Annotated in this window: 23 protein-coding genes and 2 pseudogenes; 10 read left to right on the top strand and 15 right to left on the bottom strand. The window is 65.7% G+C overall.

Annotated features, from left to right (window positions below; genetic code table 11):
- Nucleotides 1–3 precede the first annotated feature (3 nt).
- Entirely contained in the window at nt 4–1,302 is a 1,299-nt protein-coding gene (locus C2R22_RS05650) for a site-specific integrase (RefSeq protein ID WP_245902897.1), read from the bottom strand.
- A gap of 341 nt (nt 1,303–1,643) precedes the next feature.
- Between C2R22_RS05650 and C2R22_RS05645 the strand changes: the two genes are divergently transcribed.
- From C2R22_RS05645 to C2R22_RS05630, 4 genes are all read left to right on the top strand, one after another.
- On the top strand, nt 1,644–2,015 hold the full coding sequence (locus C2R22_RS05645; RefSeq protein ID WP_103424893.1) for a hypothetical protein: 372 nt from the start codon (nt 1,644–1,646) through the stop codon (nt 2,013–2,015).
- A gap of 278 nt (nt 2,016–2,293) precedes the next feature.
- Nucleotides 2,294–2,701, top strand: a complete 408-nt coding sequence (locus tag C2R22_RS05640; protein WP_103424892.1) for a CBS domain-containing protein — start codon at nt 2,294–2,296, stop codon at nt 2,699–2,701.
- Nucleotides 2,702–2,793: 92 nt separating this feature from the next.
- Nucleotides 2,794–3,594, top strand: a complete 801-nt coding sequence (gene dph5 / locus C2R22_RS05635) for a diphthine synthase (protein WP_103424891.1) — start codon at nt 2,794–2,796, stop codon at nt 3,592–3,594.
- Nucleotides 3,595–3,780: 186 nt separating this feature from the next.
- A complete protein-coding gene (locus C2R22_RS05630; RefSeq protein ID WP_103424890.1) occupies nt 3,781–4,191 on the top strand; it encodes an EamA family transporter in 411 nt (136 codons plus the stop codon).
- Nucleotides 4,192–4,206: 15 nt separating this feature from the next.
- On the opposite strand, the gene artA is transcribed toward C2R22_RS05630, so the two are convergent.
- The 7 genes and pseudogenes from artA to C2R22_RS05595 form a co-directional block, all read right to left on the bottom strand.
- Nucleotides 4,207–5,151: an archaeosortase A gene (gene artA / locus C2R22_RS05625; protein WP_103424889.1), complete on the bottom strand. Its 945-nt coding sequence runs from the start codon at nt 5,149–5,151 to the stop codon at nt 4,207–4,209.
- A gap of 180 nt (nt 5,152–5,331) precedes the next feature.
- The gene (locus tag C2R22_RS05620; RefSeq protein WP_103424888.1) at nt 5,332–6,123 is read right to left on the bottom strand and encodes a VOC family protein; all 792 of its coding nucleotides are present in this window, start codon (nt 6,121–6,123) and stop codon (nt 5,332–5,334) included.
- 131 nt (nt 6,124–6,254) lie between these two features.
- A complete protein-coding gene (locus C2R22_RS26155) occupies nt 6,255–6,737 on the bottom strand; it encodes a DUF5816 domain-containing protein (protein ID WP_245902895.1) in 483 nt (160 codons plus the stop codon).
- Nucleotides 6,738–6,757: 20 nt separating this feature from the next.
- A pseudogene (locus C2R22_RS27370) lies at nt 6,758–7,003 on the bottom strand (GNAT family N-acetyltransferase); the annotation flags it as partial.
- Between the two features lie 78 nt (nt 7,004–7,081).
- Entirely contained in the window at nt 7,082–7,471 is a 390-nt protein-coding gene (locus tag C2R22_RS05605) for a DUF7130 family rubredoxin-like protein (RefSeq protein WP_103424885.1), read from the bottom strand.
- A 97-nt stretch (nt 7,472–7,568) separates the two neighbouring features.
- Nucleotides 7,569–8,024 (bottom strand): TIGR04206 family protein, encoded by a 456-nt coding sequence (locus C2R22_RS05600; RefSeq protein WP_103424884.1) that lies wholly within the window; start codon nt 8,022–8,024, stop codon nt 7,569–7,571.
- Between the two features lie 105 nt (nt 8,025–8,129).
- Nucleotides 8,130–9,242: an OBG GTPase family GTP-binding protein gene (locus tag C2R22_RS05595; RefSeq protein ID WP_103424883.1), complete on the bottom strand. Its 1,113-nt coding sequence runs from the start codon at nt 9,240–9,242 to the stop codon at nt 8,130–8,132.
- A gap of 517 nt (nt 9,243–9,759) precedes the next feature.
- Between C2R22_RS05595 and C2R22_RS05590 the strand changes: the two genes are divergently transcribed.
- The 6 genes and pseudogenes from C2R22_RS05590 (at nt 9,760) to C2R22_RS05565 (ending at nt 14,446) form a co-directional block, all read left to right on the top strand.
- A complete protein-coding gene (locus C2R22_RS05590; RefSeq protein ID WP_103424882.1) occupies nt 9,760–10,125 on the top strand; it encodes a DUF7541 family protein in 366 nt (121 codons plus the stop codon).
- 77 nt (nt 10,126–10,202) lie between these two features.
- Complete coding sequence (locus C2R22_RS05585) at nt 10,203–10,565, top strand: DUF6684 family protein (protein WP_103424881.1); 363 nt, start codon at nt 10,203–10,205, stop codon at nt 10,563–10,565.
- Nucleotides 10,566–10,864: 299 nt separating this feature from the next.
- Nucleotides 10,865–12,606, top strand: a pseudogene (gene ctaD, locus C2R22_RS05580) (cytochrome c oxidase subunit I).
- A 155-nt stretch (nt 12,607–12,761) separates the two neighbouring features.
- On the top strand, nt 12,762–13,409 hold the full coding sequence (locus C2R22_RS05575) for a hypothetical protein (RefSeq protein WP_216824796.1): 648 nt from the start codon (nt 12,762–12,764) through the stop codon (nt 13,407–13,409).
- 201 nt (nt 13,410–13,610) lie between these two features.
- On the top strand, nt 13,611–14,018 hold the full coding sequence (locus C2R22_RS05570; protein WP_216824795.1) for a DUF7520 family protein: 408 nt from the start codon (nt 13,611–13,613) through the stop codon (nt 14,016–14,018).
- A 26-nt stretch (nt 14,019–14,044) separates the two neighbouring features.
- Complete coding sequence (locus tag C2R22_RS05565) at nt 14,045–14,446, top strand: universal stress protein (RefSeq protein ID WP_103424880.1); 402 nt, start codon at nt 14,045–14,047, stop codon at nt 14,444–14,446.
- Nucleotides 14,447–14,585: 139 nt separating this feature from the next.
- Here the strand turns inward: C2R22_RS05565 and C2R22_RS05560 are convergent, their stop codons facing one another.
- The 7 genes from C2R22_RS05560 to C2R22_RS05530 form a co-directional block, all read right to left on the bottom strand.
- Nucleotides 14,586–15,425: a thioredoxin family protein gene (locus tag C2R22_RS05560; RefSeq protein ID WP_103424879.1), complete on the bottom strand. Its 840-nt coding sequence runs from the start codon at nt 15,423–15,425 to the stop codon at nt 14,586–14,588.
- A gap of 2 nt (nt 15,426–15,427) precedes the next feature.
- Nucleotides 15,428–16,183 (bottom strand): ABC transporter ATP-binding protein, encoded by a 756-nt coding sequence (locus tag C2R22_RS05555; protein WP_245902893.1) that lies wholly within the window; start codon nt 16,181–16,183, stop codon nt 15,428–15,430.
- Nucleotides 16,180–16,938 (bottom strand): ABC transporter ATP-binding protein, encoded by a 759-nt coding sequence (locus C2R22_RS05550; RefSeq protein ID WP_103424878.1) that lies wholly within the window; start codon nt 16,936–16,938, stop codon nt 16,180–16,182. The genes C2R22_RS05555 and C2R22_RS05550 overlap by 4 nt, the downstream gene beginning before the upstream one ends.
- The gene (locus C2R22_RS05545) at nt 16,935–18,101 is read right to left on the bottom strand and encodes a branched-chain amino acid ABC transporter permease (protein ID WP_103424877.1); all 1,167 of its coding nucleotides are present in this window, start codon (nt 18,099–18,101) and stop codon (nt 16,935–16,937) included. Before C2R22_RS05545 ends, C2R22_RS05550 begins: the two co-directional genes overlap by 4 nt.
- Nucleotides 18,098–19,051 (bottom strand): branched-chain amino acid ABC transporter permease, encoded by a 954-nt coding sequence (locus tag C2R22_RS05540; RefSeq protein ID WP_103424876.1) that lies wholly within the window; start codon nt 19,049–19,051, stop codon nt 18,098–18,100. The genes C2R22_RS05545 and C2R22_RS05540 overlap by 4 nt, the downstream gene beginning before the upstream one ends.
- A 108-nt stretch (nt 19,052–19,159) precedes the next feature.
- Nucleotides 19,160–20,611, bottom strand: coding sequence for a substrate-binding protein (locus C2R22_RS05535; protein WP_103424875.1), 1,452 nt, complete (start codon nt 20,609–20,611; stop codon nt 19,160–19,162).
- 130 nt (nt 20,612–20,741) lie between these two features.
- Nucleotides 20,742–21,428: a haloacid dehalogenase type II gene (locus tag C2R22_RS05530; protein WP_103424874.1), complete on the bottom strand. Its 687-nt coding sequence runs from the start codon at nt 21,426–21,428 to the stop codon at nt 20,742–20,744.
- Between the last annotated feature and the right edge of the window lie 25 nt (nt 21,429–21,453).

Here is a 21,453-nt window from a genome sequence, read left to right as displayed (position 1 = left end):
ACCTCAGAGCGAGTCGATGAATCGCTGAACCTGGGACTGCAGGTTGGGGTTGTCCTCCAGGACCGCGAGCACCTCTTCGCGTTCCTCGATCTCATCCAAGACGGTCGGGTCGTTCTGAGCGATTCGGAGGATAGCACGCTGGACCCGGCGCTCGTCGGTCCGAAGTCGTTCGACTGCAGCGGGTTCGAGCGCTTGCTCACACCACACGCAGAACTCCTTCTCGCGTGGGGTGTCTCGCCCGCACCGCGGACATTCGACCGGTCCGACCGGGTCAGGCTTGTCTTCTTCAGCGACCTCGATTCCGTGGATCCGCGCGAGTTCGTTCTCCGCGGCATCTCCGAAGACCGCGATATACCGGGCGGCGACCTGACTCCCGCGCTTCCATCCATGGTGCTCTTCGAGGTGTGCCTGACTCATACCTTGGCTGGCGAGATACGAGGCGGAGGATTTCCGGAAGTTCGTGAGGTTGACCGGCCGGGTCACCTCGGCGCGTTCCGCGGACTCTTCGAGCGCCTTCTTGAACATGTTGAACGAGAGGGAGTCGACGGAGTGGAGCTTCGACCAGAGCGGCGCGCTCGGGTCATCTCTGTCCGGGTGGTCGTGGAGCCACCGCTGCAGGTACGGAACGCTCGGGATGAGCGTCACGGTTCGCTGTCCCTGCTTGCCATCGACAGTCAGCCGGAGACCGTGGCGGTGATCGGTTACGTCCCGAATCTGCAGCTCTCGGAACTCACCCGACCGAAGACCAGAATCCCACGCGACGGCGATCATGGCTGCGTCGCGGTTGTTGTGCGTCTCCTCGATCATCGGAAGTACGTGCTCCTGCCAGTGGAGCATATCCCGCGGGTCGGGCTCGGGATTGTAGCTGGAGGAGGTAGTGGCCGATACCCAACTGATGCTCTCCGGCGGTTCTTGGCCGTCGGTGACGTGCTTCCCGAAGACGCGGAGGGCGACGCGGTAATCTCGGTTGGTCTCCTCGTTGTCGTACTCGCGGTTCACCCACCGGACGATCTCTTTGGTTGCATCCCGATCCTCGAGTGCATCGGCGAGTCCACCGACCTTCTCGGCGATAATCGTGCAGTGTCGCAGGAGTTTCTCGTGGCGGTGGTCGGAGTAGTCGCTCTTACGGAGGAACATTTCGTCACTGAAATCCAGGAGTACCTTCCGGTCCGACTCGGAGAGTTGGTCACTCTCCGGAATTCGCTCGCTACGGAGGATCTCCAGACTCCTCGTTGGGTCCATACTGAGAGAAAGTCCTCTTTTTATAAAATTCTTATTTGCGGATTTGAACTCCGAGTTCAAATCCCTCCACCGGCTCTTTCTGCCGAACGAAGTGAGGCTGAAGAGCCTCGCGTGGAGGGATTTGAATCAGGGAGTGAAGCGAGCGTCAGCGAGCGGAACGACCGTGGTTCGAATCCCGCAATCGGGTGACCCGACCGATAACTATCACTCGTCCTTGCGATTATACACAACAATACATAATGATTGATGCATTCATAGCGTAATATTTGTTCTAATCAGCATATTGTTCACGCCTCACGTTAACACACATCCATGAGACGACACGCAAATCGGACGCCGAACCCACGTCGGTCCCTCCCGTCACGCCGGCCCGACTCGACGCCGACCAACCCCACCCACTCATGAACGTCGACCGTATCACGCTCATCACGCTCATCACGCTCATCACGCCGAACGACGAACCGAACATCGACCTCGACCTCGCTCGCGACGAGGGGTACGTTCACGAGCGGGAGACGCACGTCTCCGTCTCGGTGCCGGCCGCGGCGGTCGGCACGGACGACGTCGAGGACTACCCGATCACCGTGTCGGGCGGTCGGCCCGCCGATGGAGCGCTCGGTCGTTCGAGTCGAACGTTCACGTACTCGGGCGAAATCGTCGAGGTCTCGACGAGACACTGTCACGTCGCCGGTGACCGCCTGCGGTTCAGGTGCGAGCCCGGCTCGCTGCGCAGCAGACACCCGAGGACCGCGCCACGGGGAACGCTGTCGTGAGCGACGGCTATCACCACGGCGTCGCCGCGCTCCCGAGCGAGTTCGTGAGCCTCGCCCTGTACGACGACGCAGCGCACACACGAGGAGTGAGTGGCTCGTCCGCAGGTCCGCTCACGCTTCAACTCGCCGCTTCCCCACGGTGCTGAATCGGGAGATGGAGACGACACCCACGAAGCGCGTCGACCGGCCACGAGTCACGACGACCTAAAGACAACTCGGCCGCGAATAAATATAATCCACCCGACAGGTATTAGCGGCTCTCACTCGTTCGTGGCGGTATGGACGAAGGTGCTCCGGTCACAGAGCTGATGTCGACGAACATCCGCACGGTCACCCCCGAGACGACTATCACGGGGGCGGCGGAGACACTGGTCAAGGAGGGAATCGGGTCGCTGGTCGTCGTCGACGACACGGACCACCCGGTGGGAATGTTCACGACGACCGACCTCGCACGGGCCGTCTCGGACGGCAACCCGGCGACGGAGACGACCGTCGGGGAGTACATGACCGAGGACTTCTACACGCTGAACGCGGGCAACGGCGCTCGCGACGCGGCCGCCAAGATGATCGGTAGGGGCGTCCACCACCTCCCGGTCGTCGACGACGACGGAGCCGTCATCGGGATGGTTTCGACGATGGACATCACGTCCTACCTCTCGTACCGGACCGCGACCGATATGACCTGACCGGAGAGCGAAAGTCGAACGGCGCGGTGACGCCGCAAGCGCCGTCGTCGCCACTCCACACCGCTTAACTGCCCCACTCGCCAGGGGAGAGTATGCTCACGTTCGTTGGTCTCGGGCTCTACGACGAGCGCTCGGTCACCGTCGAGGGCCGGGAGGCGCTCCGACGCGCCGACCGCGCCTACGCGGAGTTCTACACCAGCCGACTCGTCGGCACCACGGTGGAAGCGCTCGAAGCGTACCACGGCCAGGAAATCGAGGTCCGCGACCGCGCGGGGGTCGAACAGCACCCCGAAGAGATGCTCGACGCGGCCGCGGAGGAGAACGTCGTCTTCCTCACCGCGGGCGACACGATGATATCGACGACGCACGTCGACCTGCGGATGCGCGCCGAAGGGCGCGGCATCGACACCCGCGTCGTCCACGGTGTGACCGCCCAGTCCGCGGCGTCGGGGCTGACGGGACTCCAGAACTACCGCTTCGGCAAGGCCGTCACGCTCCCGTTCCCGTACGCTCACGGCGGGGAGGGCGTGCCACCGTCCGTGGTCGAGTCCATCGAGGCCAACCGCGAGCGCGGCCTGCACACGCTCGTCTACCTCGACATCAAGGTGGGGGACGTACCGGGCAAGGAGAGCGCCGAAGACGAGTTCATGACGGGCGACGTCGCCGCAGGGCTGCTGGCGGAGTGGGAAGACGCCCTCGGAGTCGTGGTCGCCCGCGCGGGGAGCCCGGCTCCGACCGTCGTCGCCGGCCGACTCTCCGCGCTCGCCGAGCGGGAGTTCGGCGGACCGCTCCACCTGCTCGTCCTCCCGGGGACGCTCCACCATCTCGAAGCCGACGCGCTGCTGGCGCTCTGTGGCGCACCGGAAGACGCGGTCGAGGCGCTGCTGGCGTAGACGGGGGGAGCGACCCGACAGCCCACTCGGTACTTGAACGGGTGACCTGGTCGGCACCGGGATTCAACAGCCGACGACGGATACGTCGTATCCGATGAAACCACGATTCAGAAGGGCCGGGGTTCGGTCGGGAACCGGCCGATCGACCGTGAGCAGCAGACGTCCCGTCCAGTGGGGTGTCCGGGCGTGAACTCGGCGATCGTCTTCGGCTTCGGGACCATGATCGCGTGGGGTTTTTGGATCACGTTCGGGGAAGTCGCATCGAACAGTATCGACCCCGTGACCGCCGCCGCGATCTCCTACGTCGCCGCGGCGGTCATCACGACCGCGTACGCGCTCTTCTCCGACGCCTCGCTCGCAGTGACGAACAGGGGACTCCTGTTCGCCACGGTTTCGGGAATCGCCGCCGCGGTCGGCGTCGTCTCGACGTTCATCGGCGTCTCCATCGGTTCGACCGCGGTCGTCTCGACCATCGGTGGGATGTACTTCGTGACGGCGACGATCATCGGTGTGATCGCGCTCGGCGACTCCCTCTCGATCACACAGGTCGCCGGTATCGGGCTGGTGATCGTCGCGCTCGTCCTCATCAACCTGTGAGAACGCCGACCGCGACTACTCCACGTCCTCGCCGCCGTCGGGCACCCGCGGGAGGTCCAGTTGGCGGGCGAGGTCGTACTCGTCGCCGGTCACCATGAAGAGGACGTCCTCGATGACGGTGAGGAGTTCGGGAAGCTCTCGGACCACGAGGTAGATGACCGCGACGAGCGCGAAGACGGCCCCGACCTGCGAGATGACGCGGTCCGAGAGGAAGAAGGACACGCGGTACGGGTCCGAGGACCCGAAGAGGAACAGTACCTCGTCGACGAACCACTGCATGTACTGGTTGCCGAAGACGATGCCGATGAACGTCACCCGGACGAGGTTGAGCGCGTAGATGATGGGGATCGAGATCGCGAACGCGCGGAGCTTCCTGTCGAGGGGTGCCCGGACGGCGGCGATGAGGCCGGCGAAGATGGCCATGCTGCCGAGGCCCGTACACGCGAGGACGACGGTGTACTCCAGCCGGTGGCCGTTCGGTTCGACGTAGCGGTAGGTGTTCATGTACCCTTCCGGTCCCGGAATGAGCGTCGGCGAGTACCCGAGCAGGTTGGTGAGGAAGCCGGTCTGGGCGGCGACCGTCTCGATGAGGACCTGTCGCGGCGCGGGGAGCGATAGCCCGGCGACGGCGATGGCGGGGATGGTCTCGAACGGGAGGTAGACGAGGCCCATCGCCGCGACGGCCCGCGAGAGCACGAACAGCGTGTCGCGGCCCGAGTAGACCAGGTAGCCGGCGTACAGACACGCGGGGACGGCCGCGAGCGAGAGAAAGCCCTCGACGTAGCTCTTGTGGCTGAAGGCGAACCAGGGGACGAGTTGGGCCCAGAAGACGGCGAAGCCGCCCCAGGCCGCCGTCGTCACGAGGCGCGCCTGGTCGCGGTCGCGGTCGACCAGCAGCGCGCCCGTGGTGAACAGGAAGATGACGGCCCACCCGAGCAGGTCAGAGAGCAATCCCGGCATACAGCCCTGAAATGTGCGTCTCGAACTAAAGTCCTTGTCGTTAGTGACGCTTCGTTTGCACGACTATCACGGTGTTGACACGGCTCGTGAGGCGTGTTCTCGCGGGACACGGGGTCGAGCGCCGGAGGGAACGGAGACGAAAAAGCAGCGCCGTGAGAGCGAGTACGCGGCCCGCGGGACTCAGAACGGGAACAGCGAGTCGGCGTCGGGGTCGCGCTCGATGAGTTCGATTTCGTGGCCGTCCTGGTCCTTGGTGAACGCGTACATGTCGTCGCAGTCGGCGGGGTCGCGGTAGTCGGGTGCCTCGCGCACCATGAGTTGGTCCCAGTCGTCGTGGAGGTCGTCGATGCGGACGCAGAGGTGGCCCCAGGCGTCGCCCATCGTGTACGAACGGCCGTCGTAGTTGTAGGTGAGTTCGACCGCCATCGCCTCTTCTGAACTCCCCTCGGGCTTCATGAAGTAGTTGGCGAAGGTGTCGGACTCCCAGCGCCCGGTGTGTTCGTACTCGAACTTCCGGGTCCAGTAGCCGAGCGCATCGTCGGCGTCCTCGACGCGGATCATCGTGTGGTCGATGCTCCACTTCGCGCCGTGGTCGCGCTTGACGATCTCGACCTCGTGGCCGTCGGGGTCCTTCACGAACGCGTAGCGGCCGCCACAGGACTCGGGGTCGCGGTAGTCCTCGACGCCCTCGTCCATCAACTGCTGGTAGGAGGACTCGAGTTCGTCCTCGGGGACCCGGACGGCGATGTGCCCCCACGCGTCACCCATCTCGAGGTCGGAGTCGTCGTGGTTGGCGGTGATTTCGAGCATCGCACCCTCCTCGTGCATCTCCTCGGGCCCGAGGTAGACGATGGTGAACCCGTCGCCCTCGTGGCGGTCCTTCTCCTCGTAGTCGAGGTGTGTCTGGTACCACTCCAGGGAGGCGTCGAGGTCCTCCGTCCGAATCATGACGTGATCGAGTACTCCGGACATCGTGTCAATCCACGTGCGCGTGCGCGAAAAAGGGTGTGGTACCGGACGAGACCGCTCTTTTTACACTGGGCGAGACCGCCCTGTCCGGGCCGTTCGCGCCGTGCGGTGGCGGTCGGCCTCGTCTCCGGGTGCTACAGGTACGACCCGTCGTACTCCTCGCCAGGAGTGTGCGTGTTGCCGCAGTTTTGACACTTGAGTCGTTCCATGCTGTCCATCGTGACGGCCGTCTCGCCGCAGTTCGCGCAGTAGTAGCCGTGTGCTTCCTGGCGGGACTCGTCGGCGTACGTCAGCACGAACGGGCCTTCGGTTCCCTGGAGGAGGTCCTCACCGAGGTGGACGGTTCCGTCGTTTTCGTCCGTCACCGTGTCGGGGAGGTCCGCGCTCTCGACCGCCGACGGGTCGTCCGTCTCGGACGCGTCGTCCGCCTCTGCGGCCCCCGTCGCTCCCGCCTCCGACTCCGACTCGGTCGCGGTGCGCTCGGCGTACTCGTACTGGACGGTCTCTCGGCCGCCGATGTCGACCGTCCGCTCGTCGACCTGCCGGAAATCGAACCGCTCGAAGAACGCCCCGGGGACGTGTTCGACGAGAGGACGATCGCCCGCACCTCGTCGCACCGGTCTTCGAGTTCCTCGACAGCGTGCTCGAAGAGCGTGGTTCCGACGCCGCGGCCCCGGCGCTCTGGGTCGACGTGGAGCCAGCGAACGACGCCGTACTCGTTCTCGACGCTCGTTTCGACGAAGCCCGCGACGACGCCGTCGACCTCACCGACGGCGATGTCGGCGTCCGGGTCCTCCGAGCGCGCGCGGAGCGTGTCGCCCGCGAACTCCTCGTCGTGGATTATCTCGATGTCGTTGGGGCTCAGCGCGTACGACGCGGTCATGGAACTCTCGGCGACCTCCACGACCCGTTCTGTATCCCGTGGCTCGAAGGGCCGGACGGACGGTCCGTCACTCATCGCTCAGTCCTCCCGCCACTTGTAGACCTCTTCGGAGCCACAGTCGGGGCACTCGGTCGGTAGTCCGTCGTCGAGTTCACCCATCTCCCCACACTCCTCGCAGCGCCACATGAGGTAGCCCTCGCCGAACTCGTGGCCCGGTTCGTGTTCCTGTTCGGACGAGTCGAGGTCGCTCTCGGCGGCGTCGACTCGCTGTGACTCCGTGTCGAGGCTGTCGACGTCGACGCGACCCTCGTCGTCGATGTCGCCGGTGTCGACGTCGACGTCGATGGCGACCTCGAACCCCTCGGCCGTCATCCCGGTGACGACGCCCAGGACGTGCTCTTCGTGGTCGAACACGACGGTCCCCTGTTCGATCGGTGTCGTCTCGTCAGTTGCTGCGGATTCGCTCATGTCTCGCCGTTACGGGGTGAGAGACATACCGTCCGTGCTTGCGAATCGACACCTCGACGGACCGGCCACAGAGCGATGCGAACACGGGGGGTGACGCTCACGACCACACGGCCTGGAACCGCCGCTTCGCCGCGGGCCAGTAGAGCCCCCAGGCGACGACGACGAACGCGAGCGTCCCGAGCGGCCACGCCGTTCGGTACGGCTGGACGGAGAAGCCGCGTGCGAGCGACAGTTGGGCCACACCCGCGACGACCAGCAGCCCACCCGTGACGCGGGGGTCCTCACGGCCGAAGGCCAGGCCAAAGAACCCGCTCACCACGGCCCCGACGTAGCAACAGACGCTGACCGGCCACGCGTAGATGTAGCCCGGCAGCCCCTGCGTGTAGCGGAAGAAGAAGTCCCAGATGTACGTCGCATGCGGGGGCTGGGTGTTGAACAGTCCCCACGCGAAGACGAACGTCGTCCCGCCGTTCGAGAACGTCTGGACCGACCACGGGAGCGCACAGAGGAGACAGAGGACGACGAACGAGGCGCGGTCGGTCCGGTCGGACATGTGGGGGAGTTGGCGTCGCCGGACAAAAGCGCTCCGCGGTGCGTGTGAGATGTGAGAGAGTGTGAGCGCCGAGTGTGAGATGAGAGGGAGCGTGAGCGCTGAAAGTCACTTCCGCGCGACGATGCGCATGACGTCCTCGTCGGCGAGTTCGTGTCCGCGTCCGACCTGCTGTTCGTCGTGTTTGGCGCTCGGCCCCGTCACCCGGGCGAAGCGGAACCGCTCGTCGAAGTTCCCACCCAGGTTGTGCAGGGCGTCCTCGACGGTGTTCTCACCCTTCTTGAGGACGAGCGGTTCCTCGTAGTCGACGCCGCGGCCCGGCTTGTCCATGTAGACGCGGATGAGCCCCAGAGAGTCCCACATCTTCTGTTTCAACGCGTCGAGGCCCTTCTCCTCCTCGGCGCTGATGAAGACGGCCTCCTCGGGGTCGATGCCACACTCACGGAGGTTCTCCTCCACCGTGGGGAGGTAGTCGCGGTCGATGAGGTCGGCCTTGTTCACCGCGACCATCGACGGCAAGTAGACGCGGTTGTCCATGATGCCGTCGATGAGTTCGTCGATGTCACAGTCGCCGCGGACGGTGACGTCTGCGTTGACGAAGCCGTGCTCGCGGAGCACGCCCTTGATGGTGTCCTCGTCGAGCGAAACCGAGTCGCTCTTGGTGACCCTGATTCCCCCTTTGGCGGTCTTGTTTATCGAGAGGCTCGGCGGAGAGGTGTCGAGTCTGACCTTGTTGTAGTACAGTTCCTCGCTGAGGCGTTCGTACTTCTCTATCTCGAACACCGAGAGCATGAACACGACGAGGTCGGCCGTTCGAACCACCGAGAGGACCTCCTTCCCGCCGCCGCGCCCGCCCGCCGCGCCCTCAATGAGCCCCGGAACGTCGAGGATCTGGATGTTTGCACCGTTGTACTTCAACATCCCCGGATTCACGTTGAGCGTGGTGAACTCGTACTCGCCGACCTCGCTGTCGGCGTTCGTCAGGGCGTTGATGAGCGTCGATTTGCCGACGGAGGGGAAGCCGACGAGCGCCACGGTGGCGTCGCCGGTCTTCTCGACGGCGTAGCCGTGGCCACCGCCCGCGGAGGATTGGTTCTCGAGTTTCTCCTTCTTCTCCGCGAGCTTCGCCTTCAGCCGGCCGATGTGCTGCTCGGTCGACTTGTTGTAGGGCGTGTTCGAGATCTCCTCGCGGAGTTCCTCGATCTCCTCCTCCAGTCCCATCGTCCGACGGTCGGTCACGCCCGTCGAAAAACCTGTTCATTACGACGCTGTTCGATGGGCGACGTTCCGGGCACGCATGGCAGTGCTGATCAGTGCGTGAACGTACGATCGTCGGGTTGGTGTTCGAGTCCTGACACGGACAGCGCGGTCGTCAGGGCGGTGAAGACACCGCCCTCTCTTGCAGCAGTCGGCGCGCGGAAGTGAGCGAGCATCGCGAGCGAACGGCGCGCGAGGTCTTCGTGAGGGAGCCGAACGAATGGCTCGGAGCGACGCAGTCGCTCCGGTGGGCCGGCTCGCGGCTCCGTCCGCGAGCAAACCGGCTGGGGAGGACCGAGGCTGCGGTCCACCGCGCCCGCGCCCTGCACGGTCTTCTCACGTAACCGGCCGACTCTTCGAACCTGAATCGACCCGACTCGTACCTGAATCGACACCCATTCACGAGATGACACACCGGCCCCACCGAACACCAGCGTACGAGGACCGAAGCGCTTCTTACCGTCCACTCCTCAGACGAGGTATGGACGAGCAACCGGGGCTCTCAGAACAGTACCGGATGGCCAGCCCGTGGCCGATCTTCATCGCGCTGGGGATTCCCATCGCCGAACTCGGTATTCTCTTCGACCTCTTTCCCCTCTCGGTCGGCGGGCTCGTCCTCTTCTGTGGCAGCGTCTCGGGCCTCCTCCAGGAGGCGGGCTACGTCGAATCTCCGTGGCGAGCGCTCGGCGTGCTCGCTGCCGTCCTCCTCGTCGTCGGCGTGGCGTTCGTCTTCACCGACCTGCGCCTCGTCACACGGGGGTACGCCATCATCGTCACCGGCGCTCTTCTAGTACTCGGGGCCGTCGCCGGCGAACTGTTCGTCCACGACGACGCCCCGGCGGTCTGAGTTCGCCCCCCGCACCGCGCGCCGACCGGTGAGCGAGAATCGACAACCTATTTGAGCGGGGGTCCTCACCCGAGAGTATGGCGAACGAGACGAACGAAATCTTCGACCGGGATACGATACTCGACCTGGTGGTGAACATCATCCCGCTGTTCATCATCTTCTTCTTCATCGTCGCGTTCATCGTGTTCAACCCGTTCGGCGTCGAGACGCTCGCGACCGGCATCCAGTTCGGTCTGCTCATCGCCCCGTTCATCCTGCTTGCCATCCTGACGTACATCTCCGGGAAGGCCATCTCGGGGGCCGAGAAGAACTACACCGTCTACCTGCCGGGGCAGGCGACCGTGTCGGGCGCGAAGCCCCTCCACGACCTCGAAGCCGAGGCGGAGGGCGACGAACCGCAGCTCGAAGCCGGCGACGAGCAGTCCGAGACCGAGTCGTAACCCGAACCCTCCTCGACGCGTCCGCGTCGCTCTCCCCGGTGGAGACGATTCCGCCCCGATGCAGCCGATACCGAGACGACGTCTCCGCCTCGTAACGGCACAGAGCGGGGTCGAGCGTCCGGAACGACACGACGGGCTCCGCGGGCGGGAGACCACCCTACGGCGTGCATCCCGAACCTTTCATTACCCTCCAATCCTCAGCCACACGTATGGACGTTAACGGACAGCTGGCGTCGGCTCTTCTCCAATCGTCGTCCGGCGGTTCGGGGATGAGTGGACAGCTAGCGTTGACGGTTCTCATGGGGGTGTTCCTCGTCGGCGTCGCCGTCTGGCTCGCACGGGTCGAGAACTGGCGCACGTACACACCGCTGGCCGGCGGTGGCTACGGCGGCGAGGGCTCCTACGTGTCGAGCGAGAAGCCCGCGGGGCTCATCCGCTGGCTCACCACCGTGGACCACAAGGACATCGGGATGCTCTACGGCGCGTACGCCGTCGTCGCGTTCGTGGTCGGCGGGCTGATGGTCACGCTGATGCGGGTCGAACTCGCCGACCCCGGCATGACGCTGCTCTCGAACACGTTCTACAACTCGCTGTTGACGAGCCACGGCATCACGATGCTGTTCCTGTTCGGGACGCCCATCATCGCGGCCTTCGCGAACTACCTCGTCCCGCTCATCATCGGCGCGGACGACATGGCGTTCCCGCGCATCAACGCCATCGCCTTCTGGCTCCTCCCCCGGCCGCGCTGCTCATCTGGGCCGGCTTCTTCCCCATCCCCGACCTCATCCCCGCCCAGACGGCGTGGACGATGTACACGCCGCTCTCCTCGGGCGTCGGCTCGGGCAATCAGGCGAACGCCGGCGTCGACCTGATGCTTCTCGGTCTGCACCTCTCGGGCGTCTCGGCGACGATGGGTGCCATCAACTTCATCGCGACCATCTTCACCGAGCGCGCCGAGGAGGTCACCTGGGCGAACCTCGACATCTTCTCGTGGACCATCCTCACCCAGTCGGGGCTCATCCTCTTCGCGTTCCCCCTCCTGGGCAGCGCCATCATCATGCTGCTCATGGACCGCAACTTCGGCACGACGTTCTTCTCGGTCGACGGCGGCTACATCCTCTGGCAGCACCTCTTCTGGTTCTTCGGCCACCCCGAGGTGTACATCCTCGTGCTCCCGCCGATGGGCATCGTCTCGTACGTCCTCCCGCGCTTCGCGGGGCGTCGCCTCTTCGGCTTCAAGTTCGTCGTCTACTCCACGCTCGCCATCGGCGTGCTTTCCTTCGGGGTGTGGGCGCACCACATGTTCGCGACGGGCATCGACCCCAGACTGAGAGCGTCGTTCATGGCGGTCTCACTGGCGATTGCGATACCCTCCGCGGTGAAGACGTTCAACTGGATCACGACGATGTGGAACGGCAAGATCAGATTGACGACGCCGATGCTGTTCTGTATCGGCTTCGTCTCTAACTTCATCATCGGCGGCGTCACGGGCGTCTTCCTCGCCTCGATCCCCGTCGACCTCGTGCTCCACGACACGTACTACGTCGTCGGGCACTTCCACTACATCGTCATGGGTGCCATCGCCTTCGCCGGCTTCGCGGGGCTGTACTACTGGTTCCCGCTCTACACCGGCCGGATGTACCAGAAGACGCTCGGCAAGGCGCACTTCTGGCTCTCGATGATCGGGACGAACGTCACGTTCCTCGCGATGATTCTCCTGGGATACGGCGGCATGCCCCGGCGCTACGCGACCTACCTGCCCGAGTTCGCCACGCTCCACCAGGTCGCCACCGTCGGCGCGCTCATCATCTTCGTCGGCCAGCTCATCTGGGTGTGGAACTTCGTCGACTCCTGGCTCGAAGGGCCCAAGGTCGAGGACGGCGACCCGTGGAACCTCGACGACTACGGCCTCAAGACCTCGGAGTGGCAGTGGTACGAGCGCAAGCTCGAAACGGCCATCGCCGACGGCGGTGAGGAGGAACTCGCGGCCGACGGCGGTCAGGTCGACGCCGACACCGAGACCGAAACCGACGACGCGTAAGCGCGTCACGGTCACGACTTCTCGACCCGTACAGCGGTTCTCGACGGTTCTCTCCATCCGCGTGTTCACACCCGAGAAGTCACGACTCCCGACCCGTGAGAACCACTCGCGGGCTACTTCGCGTCGGCTCGCGTCCGTACAGGTGGTGAGAACGCATGCGTACGACACCTTCAGACCGGTCCGTCGGGAAGTCGACGGCTCCGACCACGACCACCTCCGACCCCGAACCGTTCCGTCTCGACCGCTACCTCCCGACGTACGACGCCGTGAGCCGTCGCCACGTCGTCGTCGGCGCGCCGCCCGACGAGACGTACGCCGCGGCGCTGGCGGCCGACCTCACCCGACTCGGTCCCGTCGTCGGGTTGCTCGGCGCGTTGCGTGCGCTGCCGACGCGCGTGCTCGCGTGGCTCCGCGGCACCACCGCACCCGACCCGGAGTCGTTCACGTTCGGGGACCTCCCGACCAGCGGCACCTGGATCCGTCTCGACGGCGTCGCTGGCGAGGAGTTCGTGTTCGGCGCCGTCGGGACGGTCTGGCGACCGGACATCGAGTGGGTCGAACTCGCGGACGAGCAGTTCCGCGGGTTCGACCGCCCGGGCTACGCGAAAATCGTCGCCGGGCTCTCGTTTCACCCGTACGGCGAGGGGAGGACGTTGCTCACGTACGAGGTGCGGACGGCGGGGACCGACCCGGTCGCGGCGTGGCAGTTCGGGGTGTACTGGCGCCTCGTGCGTCCGTTCGTCGGGTACATCCTTGGTCGGGTGCTGAGACGAATCGAGCGTGACGCCGAGGCCACGGCGTGAGTCACCCGCGTCCGCGTTCGAACGCTCAGACCGCGAGGATGATCCCCGTCGCGAACATCAAGAGTGCGACCCCGCCGAGGACGAGCGCGAGGAGGTCCTTGTCCGACATACTTATAGGTTGGCTGCGGGGAGTAAAGGTCAATCGGTCCCGGGTGAGGACAGGTCGAAAGGGCTAATCGGCCGCCGTCCCGACCCACGCCTGTGACGACCGCCGAGTCGACTGCCGACGGCGGCCGCGGGTTCGGCGGCCGACGGTTCGTCGTCGTCCTCTACTGCCTCCTCGTGGGGATAGCGGCGCTCATGGGCGTGCTGTTCACCGTCGCCGTCGACGACCCCGCGCCGCCGGCGCTCTTCTTCCTCTTCGAACTCCCACCCACGGCGCTCGGGTTCGGGCTCTACGGCGGCGTGACCACCGCCGTCGTCCTCGGCGTCCCGCTGCTTTTCGTCGTCGCCGTCTCGACGTTCGTCGACGACGTCGACGCGGTGGGTCGGGACGACATCGAGTCGGACGACCGGGACGACATCGAGACGGACAACCGGGACGGCGGGACGGGCGAGGAGGCGAACGACGGCGAAACGGGGCTGTCGACCGATTCCCCAAAGGACTAAGCCGCCGCCGTCGGAGGTGTGAACGCATGTACCACGTCATTATCGGGATCGACGAGGACGAGGAGCACGCGAAGCTCTGCGCCGAGGAGGTGGCCGGGATGCCGGGCGAGGGGTCGGAGAAGCGCGTCACGCTCATCCACAGCTTCACCGACAACCCCAGTGGTGCCTCGGCGACGCAGTTGGCCCCCGTTCGAGCGGCCGGCGACGTCCTCGACGAGGCGGGCATCGAGTACGAGGTCACGGAATCGAGCGGCGACCCCGCCGAGGCCATCGTCGACGCCGGCGACGAGGCCGACGCGGACCTCATCGTCATCGGCGGACGCAAGCGCTCGCCGGCCGGGAAGGCCCTGTTCGGGAGCGTCACCCAGACGGTCATCCTCAACGCGGGCCGACCCGTGATGGTCACGGGCGTGCCCGAGAGCAACTGAACCCGGTCTCGACTGTTTCTGAACCCGGTCTCGGCTGTTTCCGGCCGAATCGCGTCGGAAGCCGCCGCTACGTGCGGTGTCGTCGACCGCCGACGAAGAGCCAAAGAGAGGTGAGAAGAAACGGAGGAGAAGAGGTCCGTTACTCGCCGCCCGCGTCGCCTCCGTCGCGTCCGTTAACGTCGTCTCCGTCACCGACGTCGTCCCCGGCGTCGGCGTCCGCGCCGAGCGCGAGGGCGTCGCCGTCGAGGTCGAGTTCATCCTCGACCGCGCTCACGGGGTCGACGTCGTCGACGCCGTACGCGACCGAGAAGAACCGTTCGAGTGCGACGGGCGACCGCTGACCCGTGAGCGACTCGACGAGTTCGCCCTCCCTGAACGCGAGGACGGCCGGCGCGGAGTCGACGCCGTACGCGAGTCGGAACGAAGGAACGGACTCGCCGTCGAGGCCGGCGACCGCGACGCCGTCGGGGACGCGTTCGATGATCGCATCGAGGTCCGCTTTCATCGCGTCACAGGGGTGACAGCCCGTCTTCCAGATCATCAACACGGCGTCGGGGTGCTCGGACAGGAACGCCTCGTAGCTCTCGTCGTCGAGTTCGTCGAGTTGGCCGGGGACCGGCGAACCCGGGTCGATTTCGACGGCGATGGCGGCCATCGCCGCGAGCGTTCCTCGGTTCGGCACCGGGTCGAGGAACGACTGCAGCGACAGGTATGCGACGAGGTCCTCGGGCCCCACGTCGTGTTCGTCGACGTACGCGGCGACCGTCTCGCGGTCGACGTCGAACATCTCCGAGAGCGCCCGCACGACCGTCTGCTCGTCCGCGGTGCCGTAGGTGTCGTGGTAGACGACGCGCGTCTGCTCGTACGCCTCCGTGGTCGTGAGCGTCCCGTCGTCGGCCTCTTCGACGACGCCCTCCTCGACGAGGCGGTCGAGCGCGGCCTCGGGGTCGACGTCGACGTTCGCGTTCGGTGCGCCCATCGTCACACCCCCAGGTACCGCTGTCGGGTCTCCTCGTCGTCGCGGAGTTCCTCGGCGGTCCCGTCGAAGACGACCTGGCCCTGATCGATGACGTACGCGCGGTCGGCGATGTTGATGGCGGCGACGGCGTTCTGCTCGACGAGGAGGATGGTCTTTCCGCTGTCGCGGATGCGCTCGATGGCGTTCTCGACGCTCTTGATGATCTGCGGGGCGAGCCCCTCGTAGGGCTCGTCGAGCATGAGGAGGTCCGCGCCCTGCTTGAGCGCGCGCGCGATGGCGAGCATCTGTTGCTCGCCGCCCGAGAGCGTCCCCGCCTTCTGCGTGCGGCGCTCGTCGAGACGGGGGAAGTCCTCGTAAATCTCCTCGTTCGTCAGGCCGCTCTCGGATATCTGGACGTTCCGGCCGAACGTGTTCGACCAGTTCCGCGCGACGTCCGGGAGGTGGAGGTTCTCCTCGACCGAGAGGTTCGGGAAGACGCGTCGCTCCTCGGGGACGAGCGCGATACCGCCCGAGGAGATGTTCTCCGTCGTCTCCCCGGTGACGTCCTTCCCCTCGAAGAGGACGCGACCGCTCCGGATGTCCGGGGGCCGCGCCCCGGCGATGGAGCGGAGCGTGGTGGTCTTACCCGCCCCGTTACGTCCCAGGAGCGCACAGATCTCGCCCTCGTTGACCTCCATCGAGATGTCGCGGAGGATGTGGCTCTGCCCGTAGTACGAGTCGACGTTCTCCAGGCGGAGGAGCGACCCATCGGCGCTCACAGTTCGACACCTCCCAGGTACGCCTCTTGGACGTCCTCGTTGTCACGCACCTCTTCGGGCGTGCCGTCGGCGATGACTCGTCCCCGGTTCAACACGAGGATGCGGTCCGCGATGCGGAAGATGATCTCCATGTCGTGTTCGACGATGAGAATCGTGAGCCCGAGGTCGTCTTGGAGTTCCTCGATGAGGTCGACCGTCGAGTTGGTCTCCTCGGGGGACATCCCCGCGGTCGGTTCGTCCATGAACAGCATCTCGGGCTCCGAGGCGAGCGCGATGGCGATTTCGAGCCGGCGCTTGTCCCCGTACGGGAGGCTTCCGGCGGTCTGGTCGCGGTGTTTGAGGAGACCGACCGCGTCGAGCATCCGCTCGGAGATGCGGTGGACCCCCTCGAACGAGCCCCGGTCACGGAAGAAGTTGAGCTGGAAGGAGCCGTGCTCGGCCGCCAGTGCGGCGATCTCGACGTTCTCCTTGACCGTCATGTTCGGGAAGATCGAAGCCGTCTGGAACGACTTCGAGATGCCCGTCTGGACCGCGACGTGGGGCTCCATCCCGGTGATGTCCTGGTCGTCGAAGTGGACCGACCCCGCCGTCGGCTTGAGCATCCCCGTGATGCAGTTGATGAGCGTCGACTTGCCGGCTCCGTTGGGGCCGATGACGGCGCGCGTCTCCCCGCGGTCGACCTGGAAGGTGACGTCGTCGACGGCGGTCAGGCCGCCGAACTGCTTCCGGAGGTCCCGGGTTTCGAGGAGGCTCATCGGTCCTCACCCCCGCTGCTGCTGCCGCCGCCGCCGAGGTTCGTCACCCACCGGATGCCGTCCCAGATGGCGCCCCAGACGCCCTGCGGGAACACCCAGACGACGGCGACGAACACCGCGCCGAGGACGATACGCCACAGCGAGCCGATGGAGCCGATGACGGGCAACGATACGCCCGAGATGACGTTCGAGACGTACTCGAAGATGAGTGCCCCGAACACCGGCCCGATGAGCGAGCCCGTGCCACCGAGAACGGTCATGATGACGAAGTCCCCGGAGGTGATCCAGAAGAGGCCGGTCGTCGGGTGGATGTACGTCTCGTGGATGACGAACAGCGCGCCCGCGGCGCCGGCGTAGCCCGCGGAGATGATGAAGGCCATGTGCTTGTACCGGAAGACGTTGAGCCCGACGAACGAGACGCGCTCCTCGTTCTCGCCGAGCGCCTTGAAGATGAGACCGTACGGCGAGTTGATGATGCGGTACCCGAACCAGAGCGCGAATATCGCACAGAGCGCGACGAACACGTACTGCCACGTGTACGCCTCGAACAGGTCGAGGCCGACGATAGCCTCGTCCAGTTCGAACACCGTCAGCAGGTGTCCGACCGAGATGTCGGAGTAGCCGTTGTCGCCGTTGGTGAGCCACGACCCGGGCCCGAGCGCGTAGAAGTACAGCATCTGCCCGAACGTCAGGGTGAGGACGGCGAAGTACACCCCGCTGCGGCGGATAGAGACGAAGCCGATGGGCCAGGCGATGACGATGGCGACGAGCGTGCCGACGCCGACCATCAGGATGGGGCTGTCGACGACGCCGCTGAACAGCGCCGCGGCGTAGGCGGCCGACCCGAAGAACGCGGCGTGGCCGAACGACAGCAGTTCGGTGTAGCCCAAGAGGAGGTTGAAGCCGATGACCGCGATGCCGAAGATGAGAACCAGGTCCGGTAAGCCGACGTACCCACCGATGCGCAGGTCGATGATGTCGCCGACGATGCCGAGGCCGTTCACCAAGAGGAGCGGGAAGACGAGAATCATCGCGGCGAAACCGACGAGCGACATCGTGTCGCTCTCGGACATCCGCTCGAGGAAGCCGTCCTCGGAGCGAGAGTCGGTCGTCTCGTCGACGACCGCTCCGCCGTCGCTCTCGGGGTCGGTCTCGCGGCTCATTCACCCACCTCCACGCCGCCGAAGAGGCCCTCGGGCTTGAACACCAGGACGAGCGCGACGAAGAGGTACATCATGATGAACGCCCACTGCGAGAACGTCTGCTGGAACGCGGCGACGATGAGGCCGAGCACCATCCCGCCCGCGATGGCGCCGACGACCGACCCCGCCCCGCCGACGACGATGGTGAGGAAGGCCGGGATGAGCGCCTGTTGGGTCCCGATCTGTGGGCTGATAGTCTGGATGGACGCGCCGACCAGGCCGGCGAAGGCCGCCAGCGAGGCCCCGACCGCGAACACGAGCGTGTACGACCGGTTGATCGGGATGCCGAGGAGTCGGACCATCTCGGAGTCACGCGTCCCCGCCTGCACGACCAGCCCGAAGTCCGTCCGCTCGATGATGAGGAACGTCAGGACGATCACGATGCCGGCCAGGAGCACGAGGTAGAGCCGCCACCGGGGGAAGCCGCCGACGATGGGGAGGGTCACCGGGCCCGACATCTGGATGCCGAAGATGGTCTGGGGCGGGATGGGCTGGAAGGTGTTCCCGCCGACGACCTGTTTGATGAGCTCTTCGACCACGAGCGCGAGCCCGAACGTCACGAGCAACTGATCGGTCTCGGGGCGGTCGTAGAACGGTTCCGCGACGAACCGCTCCATGAACGCGCCGACGGCCACGCCGATGATCGGGACGAGGATGAGCGCCGCGAGAAAGCCCAGCCCCACACCGTAGTTCGTGATACCGATGCTTTGCAACACCCCGTTGGTGAGTGTCGTCTCCCGGACGACGAACATTCCGATGTACGCCCCGACGAGGTAGAGCGCCCCGTGAGCGAGGTTGAGGAACCGCATCGTGCCCAGGATAATAGTCAGTCCGATCCCCAGCAACGCGAATATCGCGCCCTGCTGGAGTCCGTTGAGGAGTATCGTTACTGCTTGCGACAGGAGACTCATGATTGTTCGTACGGATTTCCGTTTCTATGGTACTCGTTAGTATTTGTCGGTGTTGACATTGACGTGCACGCTCCGTCTGTGGGACGACGAAGGAAGTCGGGGGATGGGTTACTCGTCGCCGTACTCGCCGAGTTCACACTCGGCCGCCGGACCCGCGTCACAGGCGTAGCCGAGCTGGTCCCGACCGGTCTGGTTGACGATTTCGAGCAGGCGGCTCTCGGTCTGGTCGCCCGGCGCGAGCCCGCGCATGACCAGCACGTCGCGCTGTGCCTGGTGGTCGCAGCCGCGCATCGTCTCCTCGCCGAGGCCGGCGCCGCTGAAGTCGTAGTCCTCCATGGCGCGGATGACCTCGGGCGGGTAGAACGTCCCCGCGCGCTCGCAGGCCGCGGCGTACTGCATCGTCTGAGTGTACGCCAGCCGGGCGGCGTACGACGGCACCTTGTCGTACTCGCTCTGGAACGCCTCGGTGAACGTCTGGGAGGCGCTGTCTTCGAGCTGCCACGACCAGTCGGCGGTCCCGAAGATGCCCTCGATGGAGTCGCTCGCGGCCTCGGCCATCAGGCGGTTGTACAGCGGGACGACGATCTCCATGTCCTCGGCGAGGCCCTGGTTGATGGCCTGCGGGAGGGAGTTCGCCGCGTCCAGCCCGTAGTGGTTCAGGACGAGCACGTCCGCGTCGCTCGGAACGTCCGAGAGGTACGACGAGTAGTCGGAGGTCCCGAGCGGCGTCGGGACGGATTCGATCTGTTCCCAGCCACCGACCTCGGTGAAGAACTGGTTCATCGACTCCTGCTGGGTCTGTCCCCACGAGTAGTCGGCGTACAGCTGGTAGAAGCTGAGGTTCTCGCCGTACTCCTCGGCGAGGACGGGCGCGAGCGCCTGCCCCGTCATGTAGGCGTTGAACATCTCACGGAAGCTGTAGCGGACACACTCCGGCCCCGTGGTGTCGTTCGAGTGCGTCAGACAGCACATGAACATGACCCGCTCTTCCTGACACAGCTTCTGCACCGCGATGGCGACGCCCGACGAGGAGCCGCCGGTCACCATGATAGCGTTGTCACGACTGATCATCCGCGAGGCGGACTGTCGGGCCGTGTCGGGGTCAGTCGCCGTGTCGCCCTCCACGGAGGTGACCGTCTTTCCGAGGACGCCGTCGCCCGAGAGGTCGTCCCACTCGTCGACCCAGCCCCCCCCGTTGTTCAGATGTGTGACCGCCAGGTTGTACGCCCGCAGTTCGTCCGCACCCTCCTGCGAGTACGAGCCCGACTGCGGGACGTTGAAGCCGAAGACGACCTCGTCGCCCTCGACCGGATAGTTCCCGAGTTCCGGATAGTCCTCTCCGGAGCCGCCGTCCCCACCGCCACCACCGGAGCCGCCGTCTCCACCGCCATCACCGGAGCCGCCGTCCCCACCGCCACCGCCGGAACCGCCGTCTCCACCGCCACCACCGGAGCTTCCGCCACCACTGCAGCCAGCCAGCCCGGCCAGTCCGGCCACACCGGCGGCACCAGCTGCTTTCAAGACGTCTCGGCGATTCGGCGAGGTGTTATCCCGTGCCATACTTACTCCCAGAAGGATTTGTTAATAATTGTTGTGGAAACACAGCGAGGTGTTCCAGCCGAAAAATATTAATGTGTATAACTGACAATCAGATGTTCTTGCCGCTACGAGGCCGGTTCGAGCGAACGATTCACTCGCTTGCGAGTACGTCAGGGAGCCGGGAGAGGGAGTCGACGACGGTCGTGGGGGTCGGTCCGATGGCCTCCGGGGGGTCACGCCGGCGGTTGACCCACGCGACACCCATCCCCGCGCTTCCCGCGCCGGCAGCGTCCCACGCGTTCGCCGAGACGAGTCGGCACGCTTCGATATCTGAACCCACGCGAGACGCGGCGTTCTCGTACACCACCGGGTCGGGCTTGAACGTCTTCACCTCGTCGGCGCTGATGATGTCGTCGAGGTAGGGTTCGAGCCCCGCGTTCGCGGCCAGCCGTTCGAGCATCGCCGGGTTGCCGTTCGAGAGGACGGTCACCGTGTACCCCGCGTCGCCGAGTTCCTCCAGCGTCGCCGCGGCGTCGGGGTACGGCGAGAGGTGGTCGTACGCCTCGACGACCCGCTGGCGCTCCCCGTCCGTCGGCTCGATGTCGTACTCCGCGAGCGCGTAGTCGAGCGCCTTCCCCGTAATCTCCCAGAACGGCTCGTACGCGTCCATCTGGGCCGCCTGATACGAGTACTGGAGCTGTTTTCGCCGCCACGTCTCGTCGACGGCGTCGGTGAGGACCCCGGAGAGGTCGAGTACCTCCCCGAGCCGTCGGGTGACGCTCGACGTGTCACACAGCGTCCCGTACATGTCGAAACACAGCGCCGTCGTCTCGGCCATGGCCGTGACCTCGCCCTCGGGCGTA

Origin of the sequence: Salinigranum rubrum, assembly GCF_002906575.1 — an archaeon.
Taxonomy (GTDB): domain Archaea; phylum Halobacteriota; class Halobacteria; order Halobacteriales; family Haloferacaceae; genus Salinigranum; species Salinigranum rubrum.
The sequence above is the reverse complement of the archived record's forward strand: the minus strand, read 5'-3'. Positions and strand labels throughout refer to the sequence as shown.

Coding starts and splice junctions, on each gene's coding strand:
- C2R22_RS05530 (WP_103424874.1), bottom strand. CDS start 21,428: ATGGCCGAGACGACGGCGCTGTGTTTCGACATGTACGGGACGCTGTGT.
- C2R22_RS05540 (WP_103424876.1), bottom strand. CDS start 19,051: ATGAGTCTCCTGTCGCAAGCAGTAACGATACTCCTCAACGGACTCCAG.
- C2R22_RS05565 (WP_103424880.1), top strand. CDS start 14,045: ATGTACCACGTCATTATCGGGATCGACGAGGACGAGGAGCACGCGAAG.
- dph5 (WP_103424891.1), top strand. CDS start 2,794: ATGCTCACGTTCGTTGGTCTCGGGCTCTACGACGAGCGCTCGGTCACC.
- C2R22_RS05560 (WP_103424879.1), bottom strand. CDS start 15,425: ATGGGCGCACCGAACGCGAACGTCGACGTCGACCCCGAGGCCGCGCTC.
- C2R22_RS05595 (WP_103424883.1), bottom strand. CDS start 9,242: ATGGGACTGGAGGAGGAGATCGAGGAACTCCGCGAGGAGATCTCGAAC.
- C2R22_RS05620 (WP_103424888.1), bottom strand. CDS start 6,123: ATGTCCGGAGTACTCGATCACGTCATGATTCGGACGGAGGACCTCGAC.
- C2R22_RS05590 (WP_103424882.1), top strand. CDS start 9,760: ATGGACGAGCAACCGGGGCTCTCAGAACAGTACCGGATGGCCAGCCCG.
- C2R22_RS05605 (WP_103424885.1), bottom strand. CDS start 7,471: ATGAGCGAATCCGCAGCAACTGACGAGACGACACCGATCGAACAGGGG.
- C2R22_RS05640 (WP_103424892.1), top strand. CDS start 2,294: ATGGACGAAGGTGCTCCGGTCACAGAGCTGATGTCGACGAACATCCGC.
- C2R22_RS05645 (WP_103424893.1), top strand. CDS start 1,644: ATGAACGTCGACCGTATCACGCTCATCACGCTCATCACGCTCATCACG.
- C2R22_RS05600 (WP_103424884.1), bottom strand. CDS start 8,024: ATGTCCGACCGGACCGACCGCGCCTCGTTCGTCGTCCTCTGTCTCCTC.
- C2R22_RS05545 (WP_103424877.1), bottom strand. CDS start 18,101: ATGAGCCGCGAGACCGACCCCGAGAGCGACGGCGGAGCGGTCGTCGAC.
- C2R22_RS05575 (WP_216824796.1), top strand. CDS start 12,762: ATGCGTACGACACCTTCAGACCGGTCCGTCGGGAAGTCGACGGCTCCG.
- artA (WP_103424889.1), bottom strand. CDS start 5,151: ATGCCGGGATTGCTCTCTGACCTGCTCGGGTGGGCCGTCATCTTCCTG.
- C2R22_RS05535 (WP_103424875.1), bottom strand. CDS start 20,611: ATGGCACGGGATAACACCTCGCCGAATCGCCGAGACGTCTTGAAAGCA.
- C2R22_RS05585 (WP_103424881.1), top strand. CDS start 10,203: ATGGCGAACGAGACGAACGAAATCTTCGACCGGGATACGATACTCGAC.
- C2R22_RS05550 (WP_103424878.1), bottom strand. CDS start 16,938: ATGAGCCTCCTCGAAACCCGGGACCTCCGGAAGCAGTTCGGCGGCCTG.